Below are 16,013 nucleotides of genomic sequence, written 5' to 3' on the forward strand. Positions count from 1 at the left end.
AACGTCTTCGGACTCGCCGCGCACGCGGTGCCGTCTTCATGGCCGAGTTGAACGCTGCAGTGGCGGGTTTGGCAGATAACCAGCTCGCCACGCTACGCGCGCGGGCCGCCGCGCCGGATGCCGTCGCCGCCGACTGCTTCGCGTTCGGCCATCTCCTGTTGCAGCACGCCGGTCGCGACAAAGCCCGCCAGCGCGAGGCGCTCGCCGCGCTGGTGCGCGCCTATCGGCTCGATCCCGCATGCGAACCCTCGTTGCTCCCCACGATTGCGCAAACGGCCTTCGTCGTGCGTGACTGGGCGCTGGTCGAGTCCGCGACCGCGCTGCTGCTCTCGCACGACGCCGAAGACGCCAACGCGCTGATCTGGTGTGCCGCCGCCGTGCAGGAGCGCGACGATTTCGCCACCGCCGAGCGCCTGCTGCGCGAAGCGTTACGCGTCGTGCCGGACAATCCGGTGGTGCTTCACAAGGTGGCGCTGTGCATCAAGGAGCAGGCGCGTTTCGCGCAAGCCGAGGCGCTGCTCAGACAGCTATTGGCGATTTCGCCGAACAACGCGTACGCGCAGTTCGATCTGTCGGAACTTGAAATTCGCGCGGGCCGTTTCGCCGACGGTTGGGCGCATTACGAATCGCGCGTCGCGACGGCCGACGATCTGAATCACGCCCAGCAGGCGCTCGCGGCGATCAGCGCGCGTTGGCAGGGCGAGTCGCTGGCCGGCAAGACGCTGGTGGTATACGGCGAGCAGGGCAATGGCGACTGCCTGTGGGCGGTGCGCTTTCTGCCGCTGCTGGCCGAGCGGGCGCGGCGCGAAGGCGGGCGGGTGATCTTCGGCTACGACGGCCCGTTGCGGCAGCTATTCGAGCGCATGCTGCCCACCGATCTGACGCTCGAAACGAGTCTGGACACGCGGCCCGATTTCCATTGCGGATTGATGAGCCTCCCGCTGCGGCTCGATATCGTCGATGCCACGGGTTGGGGTGCGCCGTATCTGCGTGCCGATCCGGCTCTCGTGCAGACGTGGCGCGCGCGGGTCGACGCGCAAATCGCCGCTGCGCGAGGCAATCTCAAAGTTGGTCTGGTGTGGAACGGCAATCCGGAGCATGTCCGCGACAAACGGCGCTCGGTGCCCGTCGAGCAACTCGAGCCGCTATTGAACACGGCAAACGTGAGTTTTTTCGCGCTATCGCCGGGGCGTGGCGAGACGGTCGCGCGATGGTGCGCCAAGGGTTTCGACGTCGTCGACATGACCCGTCATTTTCAGTTCGGCTTTGACGATGTCGCCGCCTTGATGGCAAATATGGATCTGCTCGTGACGATCGACAGCGGGCCCGCGCATCTGGCGGGGGCGCTCGGCGTGCCGACCTGTCTGATGGTCGATCACGTATCCGCGTGGTTCTGGGGCGAAGCGTTGCAGCCGACTGCCTGGTACGATTCGATCGAGTTGATCCGGCAGCCGCGCATCGGCGCCTGGGCGCCGGTGGTGAGCAAAGTGCGGGACCGGATTGAGGCGATGGTGCGTCGTTGAACTTTCGCCTTCACAGCGCGGGCGTTGCACCGCGCACTGCGAAGGCAAACAGGACATCGCTTACATATTCGGGTAGTTCGGCCCGCCGCCACCTTCCGGCGTGACCCACACGATGTTCTGCGTCGGGTCCTTGATGTCGCACGTCTTGCAATGCACGCAGTTCTGCGCATTGATCACCAGGCGTTCGCTGCCGTCATCATTTTTCACGAACTCGTACACCGCCGCCGGGCAATAACGCGATTCCGGACCCGCATAGGTCTGCCAGTTCACGTTGACCGGTATCGACGGGTCTTTCAGCGTCAGGTGCGCCGGCTGGTTCTCTTCGTGATTCGTGTTCGAGATGAACACCGAAGACAAACGGTCAAACGTCAGCTTGCCATCCGGCTTCGGATACGTGATCGGCTTGCACTGCGACGCTGGCTTGAGCATCTCGTGGTCCGAATGCTGATGATGCAGCGTCCACGGCACGTTGCCGCCCAGCAGCTTCTGCTCGATGCCGACCATCAGCGTGCCGAGATACAGGCCCTTGCTCATCCACTGCTTGAAGTTGCGCGCGCGATGCAGCTCGCTGTGCAGCCACGAAGTCTTGAAGCTCTCCGGATAGGCGGTGAGTTCATCGGACTGACGTCCGGCCTGCACCGCGTCGAACGCGGCTTCGGCCGCGAGCATGCCGGTCTTGATCGCCGCATGCGAACCCTTGATCCGCGATGCGTTCAGGAAGCCCGCATCGTCGCCGACCAGCGCGCCACCCGGGAACACCAGCTTCGGCAGCGACATCAGGCCGCCCGCCGTGATCGCCCGCGCGCCATACGACACGCGCTTGCCACCTTCCAGGATCGCGCGGATCGCCGGATGCGTCTTGTAGCGCTGGAACTCCTCGAACGGCGACAGATACGGATTCGAATACCCAAGCCCGACCACGAAGCCCACCACCACCTGGTTGTTGTCCATGTGATAGAGGAACGAGCCGCCGTAGGTGTCGTTTTCCAGCGGCCAGCCGGCGGTGTGCATCACCAGCCCCGGCTTGTGCTTTGAAGGATCGATCTCCCACAGCTCCTTGATGCCGATGCCGTAGACCTGCGGATCGACGCCTTCGCGCAGCTTGAACTTATCGTTCAGCTGACGGCCCAGATGCCCGCGCGCGCCTTCGCAGAACAGCGTGTACTTCGCATGCAGTTCCATCCCGAGCTGGAAGTTCTCGGTCGGCTCGCCGTCCTTGCCGATACCCAGGTTGCCGGTCGCGACGCCTTTCACGGAACCGTCGTCGTTGTACAACACTTCGGCGGCCGGAAAACCCGGGAAAATCTCGACGCCGAGCGCTTCGGCCTGCTGGCCGAGCCAGCGCGTGACGTTGGCGAGGCTGATCACGTAGTTGCCGTGATTCTTGAAATTATCCGGCAACGCCCAGACCGGCACGCTCTTCGAGCCGGTTTCGGTCAGGAAGAGGAAGCGGTCTTCGGTCACGTCCACCGTGAGCGGCGCGCCTTTTTCCTTCCAGTCCGGGATCAATTCGGTGATCGCGCGCGGGTCCATCACCGCGCCCGACAGGATATGCGCCCCGATCTCCGAGCCTTTTTCCAGTACGCACACGCCAATATCAGCGCCTTTTTCCGCCGCCAGCTGCTTCAGGCGGATCGCCGCGGACAGGCCAGCCGGGCCGCCGCCGACGATCACGACGTCGTATTCCATCGACTCGCGCGGGCCGTACTGCTCAATGAGACTTGCGGGGGTCATTGATGCTCCTCTTACCGTTAGAATGCTTTTTTCGGGTTCGTATTGTGGGCGATCGGTCCATGCACTGCAACCCGAGGAGGCGAGATTAGCACGACCGTACTATTTTAGCGATACGGTATCGACCCGTAGTGCCGGGCCTACCGGACCCGTCAACCGCAGCTGTCACTACAACCGAAAGGAACGACAATGGGCCGTTCGATCAATCTGGAAGGCAAGGTCGCGCTGATTACCGGCGCTTCGAGCGGGTTGGGAAAGCGCTTTGCTCAGGTGCTGTCGCAGGCGGGCGCCAAGGTCGTGCTGGCGAGCCGGCGCACCGAGCGTCTGAAGGAACTGCGCGCCGAAATCGAGGCGTCCGGCGGTGCGGCGCATGTCGTTTCGCTCGACGTGACCGATTATCAGAGCATCAAATCGGCGGTCGCCCATGCGGAGACCGAGGCCGGCACGATCGACATTCTGGTGAACAACTCGGGCGTGTCGACCACGCAGAAGCTCTCCGAGGTCACGCCGGCCGACTTCGAATATGTGTTCGACACGAATACGCGCGGCGCCTTCTTCGTCGCGCAGGAAGTCGCCAAGCGCATGATCATGCGCGGCAACAGCGCGCAGAAACCGTCGTACCGGATCATCAATATCGCGTCGATGGCGGGCTTGCGCGTGCTGCCGCAAATCGGCCTGTATTCGATCAGCAAGGCGGCCGTCGTCCATATGACGAAGGCGATGGCGCTGGAGTGGGGCAAGCACGGCATCAACGTGAACGCGATCTGCCCGGGTTATATCGACACCGAAATCAACCATCATCACTGGTCGACCGAGCAGGGACAGAAGCTGGTGTCGATGCTGCCGCGTCATCGCGTGGGCAAGCCGGACGATCTGGACGGGCTGCTGCTGTTGCTGGCGGCCGACGAATCGCAATTCATCAACGGCTCGGTGATCGCCGCCGACGACGGCTTCGGGCTTGCGTGAGCGTTGCGCATCGGTGCACGTTCGAAGAAAGTGTTTTGCGCGCGCGGGTCTTTTTGCAACATAGGCGCCGGGGTTATGTTGGACGACGGTCCTGGCGTTGTCGGGCGGCTTCGCGCGCCGGCCTGGAACAGGTTTCAACACTTTAAAGAAGCAGGAAGAACGGAAGTACGATGAGAGATTTTCACGCAGTTTTCGAGATGTCGATGCCGATCCGCTGGGGCGACATGGATGCATTCGGCCATGTGAACAACACGGTCTATTTCCGCTACATGGAGCAGGTACGGATTTCCTGGTTCGAGCAATTGGGCTATATCGGCGGCAATGCAGATGGCGAGGGGCCGGTGATCGTCAACGCGTCGATGGAGTTTCTCAAGCAACTGCACTATCCCGGCGATGTGATCGGGCGCATGTCGGTGGCGACGCCCGGGCGCAGCAGCTTCGACACCGGCTTCGAGCTGGTGCGCGCCGACGACCCGCACACCGTGTATGCGCGTGGCGCCGCGCGCTGCGTGTGGATCCATTACACGCAGGGTAAATCGGTGCCGGTGCCCGAGCTGCTGCGCGCGACCATCGAGCGGGCTGCGCTGGTCAAGGCGGCTTGACGGCCTGAGCGCCGCTCGTCAACGGCCGGGCGCTCATGCCCGCGCCTCGATGCTCCTCGTGCCTTAGCGCTCAAGTTTCAAGGCTCGCGTTTCAGTGCCCGCGCTTCAATTCCCGAGCAGCCGCTGCAACAACTCGGTCGCATTCCCCGTATCGTATTTGCGCATCAGCCGCGCCCGGTAGACATCGACCGTGCGCGGGCTGATCTCCAGCACCCGGCCGATCTGCTTGCTGGTCTTGCCCGTCACCAGTTGCGCGGCAATCTCGCGTTCGCGCGGGGTCAATTCCACCGCCACGCGCCGGGTCGCGCTCAAATCCTCGAAAGTCCAGATGCCGGCCGCATGCGGGTCGGTGCGTTGCTGCGCGCGGCCGGTCACGTGGCACCAGAACAATTCGCCGTTGGCGCGCTTCATGATGCGGTCGTCCGCGTAGCTGCCCTGGGCGGTCATGATCGGCGGAATGCGCGCGCCGATCCGCTCGAACTCGTCCGTGGACGGATAGAGCACCTGGAACGACTGGCCGAGCAGCCACTCGCGCGTGCAGCCGAAAATCGACGCCAGTTCGTCATTGCAGTCTTCAATAACGCGTTCGCGCGACAGCACGAGTCCGATCGGGGCGAGTTGGAAAGCGGTTCGGTAATCCAGGGCGGGCATGGCTTGGCGGCAAGTACTTATGTAGTTTTGCGTATTGTGCCGCATGGCACGCACAGCGTACTCTTTCGGGCATATCACAACGCGGCGAAGTGGTTCGCGGCGGGCGCCGCGCGCAGCTCATGTCGAGCCGGGCGCACTGCCTGCCGGGGATGACTAGAATGACGAAGCGGGCGCGGCCCGCATAACGTCGTGCCAGCCGCAACGATCCGGTTTCGGATTTCCATAAAGGAAGGGACATACTGATGAACAAGGTCTATCCAGGCGCCGCCGAGGCGCTGAAGGACATCGTCAAGGACGGGCAGACGTTTGCCGTCGGCGGCTTCGGGCTGTGCGGCATTCCGGAGGCGCTGATCGCGGCGCTACGCGATTCGAAGGTGCAGGGCATCACCTGCATCAGCAACAATGCGGGCGTCGACGGTTTCGGCCTCGGCCTGCTGCTCGAAACGCGCCAGATCAAGAAGATGATTTCGTCGTACGTCGGCGAGAATAAGGAATTCGAACGCCAGTATCTGGCTGGCGAACTCGAGCTCGAATTCACGCCGCAAGGCACGCTCGCCGAGAAGCTGCGCGCGGGCGGTTCGGGGATTCCGGCGTTCTTCACCAACACCGGCTACGGCACGCTGATCGCCGAGGGCAAGGAAACCCGCCAGTTCGGCGACCACCACTACGTGCTCGAACATTCGCTGACCGCCGACGTCGCGCTCGTCAAGGCATGGAAGGCCGACAAGTCGGGCAACCTGATCTACCGCCGCACCGCGCGCAACTTCAACCCGATGTGCGCGATGGCCGGCAAGATCACCGTCGCGGAAGTGGAAGAGATCGTCGAAGTGGGCGAGCTCGATCCGGACGCGATCCATACGCCTGGCATCTTCGTGCAGCGCATCGTGCTGAATGAGCATCCGGAAAAACGCATTGAACAACGCGTCGTCCGCGCGAAAGGAGACTGATCATGGCATGGACTCGTGACGAAATGGCCGCGCGCGCGGCGAAGGAATTGCAGGACGGCTTTTATGTGAACCTCGGCATCGGCCTGCCGACGCTGGTGGCGAACCACGTGCCGGCCGGCGTCGAAGTGTGGCTGCAGTCGGAAAACGGCCTGCTCGGCATCGGCCCCTCGCCGACCGAGGACGAAGTGGACGCCGATCTGATCAATGCCGGCAAGCAGACCGTGACCACGCTGCCGGGCTCGTCGATTTTCTCGTCGGCGGATTCGTTCGCGATGATTCGCGGCGGCCACATCAACCTGGCGATTCTCGGCGCGATGCAGATCAGCAAGAACGGCGATCTGGCCAACTGGATGATCCCCGGCAAGATGATCAAGGGCATGGGCGGCGCGATGGATCTGGTCGCGGGCGTCAAGCGCGTGGTCGTGCTGATGGAGCACGTCGCGAAGGGCGATCAGCACAAGATTCTTGAAGAATGCACGCTGCCGCTGACGGGCGTGGGCGTGGTCGATCAGATCATCACCGACCTCGGCGTGATCGACGTGACGGATGCCGGTCTGAAGGTGACCGAACTGGCGCCGGGCGTGAGCATCGACGAAATCAAGGCGAAGACGGGCGCGCCGCTCGATGTGAGCGCAGTGAGCTGACACAGACGTTAGCCGCTGACCGGTCGTGCGACTCCTGACTGACCGGCAGGCGGCAACGACGCAGTTTCCCAGGCGGGCGAGGCGCGAGTCTCGCCCGTTTTCTTTTGGGCCGCGTCCACGTGCGTCTGAAGCGCTGTCCCCAGGCCGTCCGGCCAATCCTTGCCGCGCGGCAAAGCGGTTTACAATCGTTTGGAGATTAGACGCCAGTCGATTCCTGCCGTGCCCGAGCCCAATCCGCAGCGCTTTCGCAAGGAACCCAGATGACCGCCACTCCATCCGCTTCCACCACCGGGCGGCCCGTGCCGCGCCAACGCTATGTGCAGTGCGCGAGCGCCGCAGGTTTGCATCGCGTGGCCTATACCGAATGGGGCGACCCCGACAACCCGCGCGTGCTGCTTTGCGTGCACGGCCTGACGCGCTCGGGGCGCGATTTCGATCGCGTCGCGGCGGAGTTCGCAGGAACCTACCGCGTGGTCTGCCCGGATGTGGTGGGGCGGGGGTTGTCATCGTGGCTCGCCAACCCCAACTTGTATGGAGTGCCGCAATACGTCGCCGACATGGTCACGCTGATCGCGCGCCTGAATGTCGAAACGGTCGACTGGTTCGGCACCTCGATGGGAGGTCTGATCGGACTCGGGCTCGCCGGTTTGCCGGACACGCCGATTCGCAAGCTCCTGTTGAACGACGTGGGTCCGCATCTGGAGCCGGCCGCCGTGCAGCGCATCAGCGATTACCTCGGCAAGCCCGCGCGCTTCGAAACTCTGCAGCAAGGCGTCGACTACGCTGCTTTGCTCGCGCAGACCTTCGGTCCGCTCACGCCCGACGAATGGCGTGAAATCAATACGCCGCTGCTGCACGAGCAGGACGGCGCGTGGCTGTTCCGCTACGACCCGCGCATCGCGCAGCCGTTCGCCGCCGCCAGCGAGGAAGCGCAGAAGCTCGGCGAGGCCGCGCTGTGGCATTCGCTCGCGTCGTTTCAAGGGCCGGTGCTGGTGGTGCGCGGCGAGCAGTCCGATCTGCTGTCGCGAGAAACCGTCGCGAAGATGGTCGAGGTCGGGCGCGCTGTATCCAGCGCGGAAATCGCCGGCGTCGGGCATGCGCCGGCGTTTCTCGCGGCCGATCAGATCGACCTCGCAAGGCAGTTCTTTATCGGAGCGGCCGCCGACGCGTCATAATATGCAGTTCCGCGCGACGTTTTTGATCGCGTCATGCGGAACGCATTCCGATCAACTTCAACCCATCTCAGGATTTTTCATGGCAGTCATCCGTCACCACGTCGGCCAGCGCCTTTCGGAAATCGCCGTGCACAACGGCACCGTGTACCTCGCGGGCCAGATCGCCGAAGACGACGATCAGGACATCACGGGTCAGACGCGCGAAGTGCTCGGGCACATCGACCGTCTGCTGGCCGAAGTGAACAGCGACAAGTCGCATTTGCTGTCGGTGCAGGTCTACATCTCCGACATGCTGCACTTCGCCGGCATGAACGCCGTGTGGGACGAGTGGGTCGCACAAGGCGCCACGCCGCCGCGCGCTACCGTCGAAGCGAGGCTCGCCAATCCGAAGTGCCTCGTCGAAATCGTCGTGGTTGCGGCGCAGCGCAGCTAAGGTACGCCCACCCCCTGTTGTTGAAATTCCGTTGATTCGTCTGGCCCGGCGGGCCGTCGCACCATGAATACCGAAATCGTTACGAGCACGCCGCATCCCATCCCTTCTTTCGACGAAGCGATGGTGTTCGTGCGCGAGCATGCGGGCGAGGTGCGGCTGTCGTCGGGCGAGTTGCTGGCGGATCACGCGGCGGGTACGGCGTCGATCATGCGCAAGCTCAACGTCGATCCGCCGGCGGTGCTGGCTGCCGCGCTGTTTGCGTTGACCCCGCATCTGCAGGACCCGGAGCGCGTGATCGCCGACAACTTCGGCGAAGAAGTCGCGCTACTGGTCGGCGACGTGCGCAAGCTGTTGCGTCTAGGCACGGTGAGCTTGCGCGCTGCGCAGAACGCGATACCCGAAGCCGGGCGCGACGCGCAAGCCGCGCGGCGCGCGCAGGTCGAGGCGCTGCGCAAGATGCTGCTCGCGTTCGCGCAAGACATTCGCGTGGTGCTGATCCGCCTCGCGTCGCGGCTGCAATCGCTGCGTTATTACGCGGCGGCTAAACTCACTCCGTCACCGGACGTGGCGCGTGAGACGCTCGACATTTACGCGCCGCTCGCCAACCGTCTGGGCATCTGGCAACTGAAGTGGGAACTCGAAGATCTCGCGTTTCGCTTCGAAGAGCCGGCCACTTACAAGCGCATCGCGAAGCTGCTCGACGAGAAGCGCGTCGAGCGCGAGAGCTATGTCGCGCAGGCGATCGAACGGCTGCAACAGGAGCTGGCCGCCGCGCAGATTCGCGCGGAAGTGAGCGGCCGGCCGAAACACATCTATAGCATCTGGCGCAAGATGCGCGGCAAGGAGCTCGACTTTGCCGAGCTCTACGACGTGCGCGCATTTCGCGTCATCGTGCCGGACATCAAGGATTGCTACACCGTGCTCGGCATCGTGCACAACCTGTGGCAACCAGTGCCCAAAGAGTTCGACGACTACATCTCGCGGCCCAAGCCGAACGGCTACAAGTCGCTGCATACGGTCGTGATCGGCGACGACGGCCGCGCGTTCGAAGTGCAGATCCGCACGCAGGAAATGCATCAGTTCGCCGAGTACGGTGTGGCTGCGCATTGGCGCTACAAGGAAGCGGGCACGCGCGGCTACGGCGGTCAGTTCGCCGCCACCGAGAAGTACGACGAGAAGATCGCATGGCTGCGTCAACTGCTCGCATGGAAGGACGAGGTGTCCGAGGGCGAGCACGGCGAACAGCGCACGGCGCAGCCGTGGGAGCAACTGCGCCAGGCCACGCTCGACGACGATCACATCTACGTGCTGACGCCGCAGGCGCGCGTGATTCCGTTGCCGCACGGCGCGACGCCCATCGATTTCGCGTATCACCTGCATAGCGAGGTCGGGCATCGCTGCCGCGGCGCGCGCGTCGACGGTGCGATGGTGCCGCTCAACACGCCATTGCAGAACGGCCAGACGGTCGAGATCGTCGCGGTGAAGGAGGGTGGTCCTTCGCGTGACTGGCTCAACCCGCAGCTGGGCTATCTGCAGAGTTCGCGCGCGCGGCAGAAGGTGCGCGCGTGGTTCAACGCGGTCGAGGTGCAGGAGCACATTGCGAGCGGCCGTGCGATGGTCGAAAAGACCTTGCAGCGCGAGGGCAAGACATCGGTCAATCTCGATCAGCTTGCCGCGAAGCTCGGCTTCAAGACCACCGACGATCTGTTCTCGGTGGTCGGCAAGGAAGAGTTCAGTTTGCGGCTCGTCGAGCAGGCGCTGCACGATGCGCCGCCGCCGGAGCCCGTGGTCGAGGCGCCCGAGCAATTCGAGAAGCGCAGCAGCGGCGCAAGCGTCGCGCGCGGGGCGTCGACCGGGGTGCTGGTGGTCGGTGTCGACGCATTGCTCACGCAGCTCGCGCGCTGCTGCCGGCCGGCGCCGCCGGACGATATCTGCGGCTTTGTCACGCGCGGCAAAGGCATGTCGATCCACCGCAGCGATTGCCCGACGTTCCAGCGGATGGCCGACCGCGCGCCCGAACGCGTGCTGCAAACGGCGTGGTCGGCGGATGTGATGAGTGGTCGCGGCCAGTCCGTTTATCCCGTCGATCTGTCCATCGAAGCAACGGACCGGCAGGGTCTGCTGCGCGATATTTCCGAAGTGTTCGCGCGTGAAAAGATGAACGTGATCGGCGTGAAGACGCAGTCGCGCCGCAACGCGGCGTTCATGCAGTTTACTGTCGAGGTGCAGAGCGCCGCGCAGATTCAGCGTGCGTGCACGTTGCTCGGCGAAGTGACGGGGGTGGTGCGCGCGTCGCGCAAGAACTGAAGCGCGCGATATGGCGCATGAGTGGGGCGTATCGGACCAGCGCATCTGGGCGGGTGCTCGGGCGCATGATGAGTAGAATTTTAAAGCCGGCGCATAAAAGTACTTGCCAAGCGCTGTGGGGCTCCATATAATCTCGTTTCTTCAGGCTCGTAGCTCAGCTGGTTAGAGCACCACCTTGACATGGTGGGGGTCGTTGGTTCGAGTCCAATCGAGCCTACCAACGAAAGAGAGATTCCGGTTTTGCCGGGGTTTCGCAAGCTGCAGTAAGCGCGTCAAGCGCAAAAGGCGAATACGGTTATGACACCGCGAACGTTGACCGAAACAACTTCGGAACGACGCTAGTCGAGGACCACTTTCGCCTATGTAGTTTGCAGAAAATGTGAATGCGGCCCCTCGAAAGCGGGGCCGCATTTTTTTTGTCTTTTTGATCTTGTTGCATGTGCCGCCGCCGGTCGGCATCACGGAGAACACAATGGTTTCGATACGTCTGCCCGACGGTTCTGTTCGACAGTACGAGCATCCGGTGACCGTCGCCGAAGTGGCCGCCTCGATCGGCCCCGGCCTCGCGAAAGCTGCGCTCGGCGGCAAGATCGACGGTGAGTTGGTCGACACGTCCGCGCTGATCGATCAGGACGTGGCGCTCGCCATCGTCACCGAGAAAGATGCAGACGGTCTCGATATCATCCGTCACTCCACGGCACACCTGCTCGCGTATGCGGTGAAGGATCTGTACCCGGAAGCGCAGGTCACGATCGGCCCGGTCATTGACAACGGCTTTTACTACGACTTCGCGTACAACCGTCCCTTCACGCCGGAAGATCTCGAGAAGATCGAAAAGCGCATGCAGGAACTCGCGAAGAAAGACGAGCCGGTCTCGCGCCGCGTGGTGTCGCGCGACGAAGCGGTGGATTACTTCAAGAGCATCGGCGAGAAGTACAAGGCGGAGATCATCGAATCGATTCCGTCCGCCGACGAGATCAAGCTGTACTCGCACGGCGGCTTCACCGATCTGTGCCGTGGTCCGCACGTGCCGTCCACCGGCAAGCTGAAAGTCTTCAAGCTGATGAAGGTGGCGGGCGCGTACTGGCGCGGCGATTCGAAGAACGAACAGTTGCAGCGCATCTACGGTACGGCCTGGACCAAAAAGGAAGACCAGGAAGCGTACCTGCACATGCTCGAAGAGGCGGAGAAGCGTGACCACCGCAAGCTCGGCAAGCAGCTCGATCTCTTTCACATGCAGGACGAGTCGCCGGGCATGGTGTTCTGGCATCCGCGCGGCTGGACGCTGTGGCAGCAGGTCGAACAGTACATGCGCCGTCGCGTGAACGACGCCGGCTACCTCGAAATCAAGACGCCGATGATCATGGACCGCTCGCTGTGGGAAGCGTCGGGCCACTGGCAGAACTACCGTGAAAACATGTTCACGACGGAATCGGAAAAGCGCGACTACGCGATCAAGCCGATGAACTGCCCGGGTCACGTGCAAGTGTTCAACCACGGCTTGCGCTCGTACCGCGATCTGCCGCTGCGGTACGCGGAGTTTGGCTCGTGCCACCGCAATGAATCGTCGGGCGCGTTGCATGGCCTAATGCGCGTGCGCGGTTTCGTGCAGGACGACGCGCACATCTTCTGTACCGAAGATCAGTTCATCAGCGAATCGATCGCGTTCAATACGCTGGCGATGAGCGTCTACAAGGACTTCGGCTTCGACAATGTCGAAATCAAGCTGTCGCTGCGCCCGGATGCGCGCGCCGGCACCGACGAAACGTGGGACCGCGCGGAGCAGGGTCTGCGCGAGGCGCTGACGGCCTGTGGCGTGACGTGGGAAGAGTTGCAGGGCGAGGGCGCTTTCTACGGCCCGAAGGTCGAGTACCACATCAAGGACGCGCTCGGCCGGTCGTGGCAGTGCGGCACGTTGCAACTCGATATGGTGCTGCCGGAGCGTCTGGGTGCCGAATATGTCGCCGAGGACAACAGCCGCCGCCGCCCGATCATGCTGCACCGGGCAATCGTCGGTTCGATGGAGCGTTTCCTCGGCATTTTGATCGAGCACCATGCTGGTGCAATGCCTGCTTGGCTCGCGCCGATGCAGGTCGTCGTGATGAACATCGCGGAAAGTCAGGCCGAATATGCGCAGTCGCTAGCCCAATCGTTGCAAAAACAAGGGGTTAGAGTAGAGGCCGATTTGCGCAACGAGAAGATTAGCTATAAAATACGCGAGCACACGCTGGAAAAGGTGCCGTACCTGCTGGTAGTCGGCGACAAAGAGCGTGAAGCCCAAACGGTAGCCGTGCGTGCCCGTGGTGGTGTCGACCTTGGCGTAATGCCTCTCGACGCCTTCATTGAGCGTCTGCGCCAGAACGTGCAGTCGTTCAACTGAGCCACTTGGCACTCCGGCTCGTTTTTTTTAATTTTTAGAGGAAACGTAACATCGCTACTGATAAGTCTGCGCACCGCATCAACGGTGAAATTACGGCACCCGAGGTGCGTCTGGTCGGCGTCGAGAACGAACCGCTCGGCATCGTGAAACTCGCTGATGCGTTCCGCATGTCGGAACAGCAAGACGTGGATCTGGTCGAAATCGCTCCGCAAGCGGTCCCGCCGGTTTGCCGTTTGATGGACTACGGCAAGTTCAAGTACCAGGAAGCGAAGAAGCAACACGAGGCGAAGCTCAAGCAGAAGGTCATCCAGGTCAAGGAAGTCAAATTCCGTCCGGGTACCGACGACGGCGATTACAACGTCAAGCTGCGCAACCTCATCCGCTTCCTCGAAGACGGCGACAAGACGAAAATCACGTTACGTTTCCGTGGCCGCGAAATGGCCCACCAGGAAATCGGTATGCGCATGCTCGAGCGTTTGCGCACGGACCTCGACGAAGTCGGTCAGGTCGAGCAAATGCCGAAAATGGAAGGGCGCCAGATGATCATGGTGCTCGCCCCGAAGAAAAAGAAGTAAGCGGCTGCGTGCCATATGGCGCGCTCCCGTGGCGAAAGGTTGAAATGATGCTGTGCCGGGTGTCCGGCGCGGTATCGGCAGGTTTCGGAACGGCGTGCATGCAAGCGCACGCCGCGTCCTGAAAAGCGGCCGCCGGCAGTACGGGCGGTTTGCATACCAAGTGGAATGGGTTTCGAAGGGCGGATGATGGCCATCTGGCCGACCGCACACCCATATCCATCTAATAATGGAGTTGTCATGCCGAAGATGAAGACCAAGAAGAGTGCTGCAAAGCGCTTCGTGGTGCGTCCGGGCGGTACCGTCAAGCGCGGTCAGGCCTTCAAGCGCCACATTCTTACCAAGAAGACCACCAAGAACAAACGCCATCTGCGCGGTTCGACGGCAGTTCATGATTCCGATCTGAACTCCGTGCGCGCAATGCTGCCGTTCGCTTAACCCTTAACCGAAACTCATAGGAGCGAAATATGCCTCGAGTAAAACGTGGGGTTACCGCACGGGCCCGTCACAAGAAGATCATTAAGCTGGCCAAGGGTTACCGCGGCCGTCGCAATAACGTCTATCGCATCGCCAAGCAGGCGGTCATGCGCGCAGGCCAATACGCCTACCGCGATCGCCGCAACAAGAAGCGTGTGTTCCGCGCATTGTGGATCACGCGTATCAACGCGGCGGTGCGTCAGCACGACATGACGTACAGCGTGTTCATCAACGGCCTGAAGAAGGCTTCGATCGAACTGGACCGCAAGGTGCTGGCCGACATGGCTGTGTTCGACAAGGCTGCTTTTGCTGCGATCGTTCAGCAGGTGAAAGCCGCCGTTGCAGCCTGATTGCGCTTCTGGCAATTAATACTGCGTGGTTCGTTGCAGCGAACATCCGGTAGTCTCGGTGACGCTGCAACAAAAACGGGGCTCCTCACCGAGCCCCGTTTTTGTTGGTAGAACCAGTTTTGTTTCGATAGAACACTGACGTTGAAATGATGGGATCAATGGATCTGGACCAGATTGTCGCCGACGCGCAAAAAGCCTTCGCAGAAGCCTCCGACGTCACCACCCTCGAGAACGAGAAAGCGCGCTTTCTCGGTAAGTCGGGTGCGCTGACCGAGCTGTTGAAGGGCCTTGGCAAACTCGATCCCGAAACGCGCAAGACCGAAGGCGCTCGGATCAACCTCGTCAAGCAACAAGTGGAAGCCGCGTTGACGGCCCGCCGTCAGGCGCTGGCCGATGCGTTGCTGAATCAGCGCCTCGCCGCTGAAGCCATCGACGTCACGCTGCCCGGCCGCGGCACCGCTGCAGGCAGCCTGCACCCGGTGATGCGTACATGGGAGCGCGTCGAACAGATTTTCCGTACGATCGGATTCGACGTGGCCGACGGCCCCGAAATCGAAACCGACTGGTACAACTTCACCTCGTTGAACAGCCCGGAAAATCATCCGGCGCGTTCGATGCAGGACACTTTCTACGTCGACGGCAAGGATGCCGAAGACCGTCAACTGCTGTTGCGCACGCATACGAGCCCGATGCAGGTGCGCTACGCGCGCACCAACACTCCGCCGATCAAGGTCATCGTGCCGGGCCGCACCTACCGTGTGGACAGCGACGCCACGCATTCGCCGATGTTCAATCAGGTCGAAGGCCTGTGGATCGCCGAGAACATCAGCTTTGCCGACCTGAAGGGCGTCTACACCGATTTCCTGAAGAAATTCTTCGAGCGCGACGACATTCTCGTGCGCTTCCGTCCGTCGTATTTTCCGTTCACCGAACCGTCGGCCGAGATCGACATGCTGTTCGAAACGGGCAAGAACGCCGGCAAGTGGCTCGAAATTTCGGGCTCGGGCCAGGTTCACCCCACGGTGATCCGCAACATGGGCCTCGACCCGGAGCGCTATATCGGCTTTGCGTTCGGGAGCGGTCTCGAACGGCTGACGATGTTGCGTTACGGCGTGCAAGACCTGCGTCTGTTCTTCGAAAACGACCTGCGTTTCCTGCGTCAATTCGCCTGAACCGGCGCGTACGAACGCGACAAGCATAGAGCGCGGCACCGCACCCGGTGCGTGCCGCCAGCAGCGTCCCCGGCAGTGCGCGG

15 protein-coding genes and 1 tRNA gene are annotated in these 16,013 nt (G+C 62.3%); 14 read left to right on the top strand and 2 right to left on the bottom strand.

Annotation, left to right across the window (positions count from 1 at the left end; translation table 11 throughout):
* Positions 1-38 precede the first annotated feature (38 nt).
* Entirely contained in the window at positions 39-1,523 is a 1,485-nt protein-coding gene (locus FVF58_RS00365; protein WP_149667978.1) for a glycosyltransferase family 9 protein, read from the top strand.
* Positions 1,524-1,583: 60 nt separating this feature from the next.
* Here FVF58_RS00365 and FVF58_RS00370 read toward each other — a convergent pair whose 3' ends face one another.
* Positions 1,584-3,257: an electron transfer flavoprotein-ubiquinone oxidoreductase gene (locus FVF58_RS00370; RefSeq protein WP_149667979.1), complete on the bottom strand. Its 1,674-nt coding sequence runs from the start codon at positions 3,255-3,257 to the stop codon at positions 1,584-1,586.
* Between the two features lie 186 nt (positions 3,258-3,443).
* On the opposite strand from FVF58_RS00370, the gene FVF58_RS00375 reads away from it, so the two are divergent.
* Together FVF58_RS00375 and FVF58_RS00380 are read left to right on the top strand one after the other, a co-directional pair.
* A complete protein-coding gene (locus FVF58_RS00375; RefSeq protein ID WP_149667980.1) occupies positions 3,444-4,220 on the top strand; it encodes an SDR family oxidoreductase in 777 nt (258 codons plus the stop codon).
* A gap of 170 nt (positions 4,221-4,390) precedes the next feature.
* A complete protein-coding gene (locus FVF58_RS00380; protein ID WP_149667981.1) occupies positions 4,391-4,822 on the top strand; it encodes an acyl-CoA thioesterase in 432 nt (143 codons plus the stop codon).
* A gap of 105 nt (positions 4,823-4,927) precedes the next feature.
* Here FVF58_RS00380 and FVF58_RS00385 read toward each other — a convergent pair whose 3' ends face one another.
* The gene (locus FVF58_RS00385) at positions 4,928-5,473 is read right to left on the bottom strand and encodes a LuxR C-terminal-related transcriptional regulator (protein ID WP_149667982.1); all 546 of its coding nucleotides are present in this window, start codon (positions 5,471-5,473) and stop codon (positions 4,928-4,930) included.
* Positions 5,474-5,715: 242 nt separating this feature from the next.
* Between FVF58_RS00385 and FVF58_RS00390 the strand changes: the two genes are divergently transcribed.
* From FVF58_RS00390 to pheS, 11 genes are all read left to right on the top strand, one after another.
* Entirely contained in the window at positions 5,716-6,420 is a 705-nt protein-coding gene (locus FVF58_RS00390; protein WP_149667983.1) for a CoA transferase subunit A, read from the top strand.
* A gap of 2 nt (positions 6,421-6,422) precedes the next feature.
* Positions 6,423-7,064 carry a CoA transferase subunit B gene (locus FVF58_RS00395; RefSeq protein ID WP_149667984.1) on the top strand — a complete coding sequence of 214 codons (642 nt, stop codon included), beginning with the start codon at positions 6,423-6,425 and terminating at the stop codon, positions 7,062-7,064.
* Positions 7,065-7,324: 260 nt separating this feature from the next.
* The gene (locus FVF58_RS00400; protein ID WP_149667985.1) at positions 7,325-8,239 is read left to right on the top strand and encodes an alpha/beta fold hydrolase; all 915 of its coding nucleotides are present in this window, start codon (positions 7,325-7,327) and stop codon (positions 8,237-8,239) included.
* Between the two features lie 79 nt (positions 8,240-8,318).
* Positions 8,319-8,672 (top strand): RidA family protein, encoded by a 354-nt coding sequence (locus FVF58_RS00405; RefSeq protein WP_149667986.1) that lies wholly within the window; start codon positions 8,319-8,321, stop codon positions 8,670-8,672.
* Positions 8,673-8,735: 63 nt separating this feature from the next.
* On the top strand, positions 8,736-10,979 hold the full coding sequence (locus tag FVF58_RS00410; RefSeq protein WP_149667987.1) for a RelA/SpoT family protein: 2,244 nt from the start codon (positions 8,736-8,738) through the stop codon (positions 10,977-10,979).
* A gap of 143 nt (positions 10,980-11,122) precedes the next feature.
* A tRNA-Val gene (locus tag FVF58_RS00415) sits at positions 11,123-11,199 on the top strand.
* 252 nt (positions 11,200-11,451) lie between these two features.
* Entirely contained in the window at positions 11,452-13,359 is a 1,908-nt protein-coding gene (thrS, locus tag FVF58_RS00425; protein ID WP_149667988.1) for a threonine--tRNA ligase, read from the top strand.
* 50 nt (positions 13,360-13,409) lie between these two features.
* The gene (infC, locus tag FVF58_RS00430; protein ID WP_073430551.1) at positions 13,410-13,934 is read left to right on the top strand and encodes a translation initiation factor IF-3; all 525 of its coding nucleotides are present in this window, start codon (positions 13,410-13,412) and stop codon (positions 13,932-13,934) included.
* Between the two features lie 237 nt (positions 13,935-14,171).
* Entirely contained in the window at positions 14,172-14,369 is a 198-nt protein-coding gene (gene rpmI / locus FVF58_RS00435; protein ID WP_006052501.1) for a 50S ribosomal protein L35, read from the top strand.
* A gap of 29 nt (positions 14,370-14,398) precedes the next feature.
* Entirely contained in the window at positions 14,399-14,758 is a 360-nt protein-coding gene (rplT, locus tag FVF58_RS00440) for a 50S ribosomal protein L20 (RefSeq protein ID WP_006052502.1), read from the top strand.
* A 158-nt stretch (positions 14,759-14,916) separates the two neighbouring features.
* On the top strand, positions 14,917-15,930 hold the full coding sequence (gene pheS, locus FVF58_RS00445; RefSeq protein ID WP_188130670.1) for a phenylalanine--tRNA ligase subunit alpha: 1,014 nt from the start codon (positions 14,917-14,919) through the stop codon (positions 15,928-15,930).
* The last annotated feature ends 83 nt before the right edge of the window (positions 15,931-16,013 follow it).

This window comes from Paraburkholderia panacisoli (genome assembly GCF_008369935.1).
In the GTDB taxonomy this organism is placed as follows: Bacteria; Pseudomonadota; Gammaproteobacteria; order Burkholderiales; family Burkholderiaceae; genus Paraburkholderia; species Paraburkholderia panacisoli.

Excerpts from the sequence above, each read along its gene's own strand:
- FVF58_RS00365 (WP_149667978.1), top strand. The coding sequence starts at position 39 with ATGGCCGAGTTGAACGCTGCAGTGGCGGGTTTGGCAGATAACCAGCTC.
- FVF58_RS00370 (WP_149667979.1), bottom strand. The coding sequence starts at position 3,257 with ATGACCCCCGCAAGTCTCATTGAGCAGTACGGCCCGCGCGAGTCGATG.
- FVF58_RS00375 (WP_149667980.1), top strand. The coding sequence starts at position 3,444 with ATGGGCCGTTCGATCAATCTGGAAGGCAAGGTCGCGCTGATTACCGGC.
- FVF58_RS00380 (WP_149667981.1), top strand. The coding sequence starts at position 4,391 with ATGAGAGATTTTCACGCAGTTTTCGAGATGTCGATGCCGATCCGCTGG.
- FVF58_RS00385 (WP_149667982.1), bottom strand. The coding sequence starts at position 5,473 with ATGCCCGCCCTGGATTACCGAACCGCTTTCCAACTCGCCCCGATCGGA.
- FVF58_RS00390 (WP_149667983.1), top strand. The coding sequence starts at position 5,716 with ATGAACAAGGTCTATCCAGGCGCCGCCGAGGCGCTGAAGGACATCGTC.
- FVF58_RS00395 (WP_149667984.1), top strand. The coding sequence starts at position 6,423 with ATGGCATGGACTCGTGACGAAATGGCCGCGCGCGCGGCGAAGGAATTG.
- FVF58_RS00400 (WP_149667985.1), top strand. The coding sequence starts at position 7,325 with ATGACCGCCACTCCATCCGCTTCCACCACCGGGCGGCCCGTGCCGCGC.
- FVF58_RS00405 (WP_149667986.1), top strand. The coding sequence starts at position 8,319 with ATGGCAGTCATCCGTCACCACGTCGGCCAGCGCCTTTCGGAAATCGCC.
- FVF58_RS00410 (WP_149667987.1), top strand. The coding sequence starts at position 8,736 with ATGAATACCGAAATCGTTACGAGCACGCCGCATCCCATCCCTTCTTTC.
- thrS (WP_149667988.1), top strand. The coding sequence starts at position 11,452 with ATGGTTTCGATACGTCTGCCCGACGGTTCTGTTCGACAGTACGAGCAT.
- rpmI (WP_006052501.1), top strand. The coding sequence starts at position 14,172 with ATGCCGAAGATGAAGACCAAGAAGAGTGCTGCAAAGCGCTTCGTGGTG.
- rplT (WP_006052502.1), top strand. The coding sequence starts at position 14,399 with ATGCCTCGAGTAAAACGTGGGGTTACCGCACGGGCCCGTCACAAGAAG.
- pheS (WP_188130670.1), top strand. The coding sequence starts at position 14,917 with ATGGATCTGGACCAGATTGTCGCCGACGCGCAAAAAGCCTTCGCAGAA.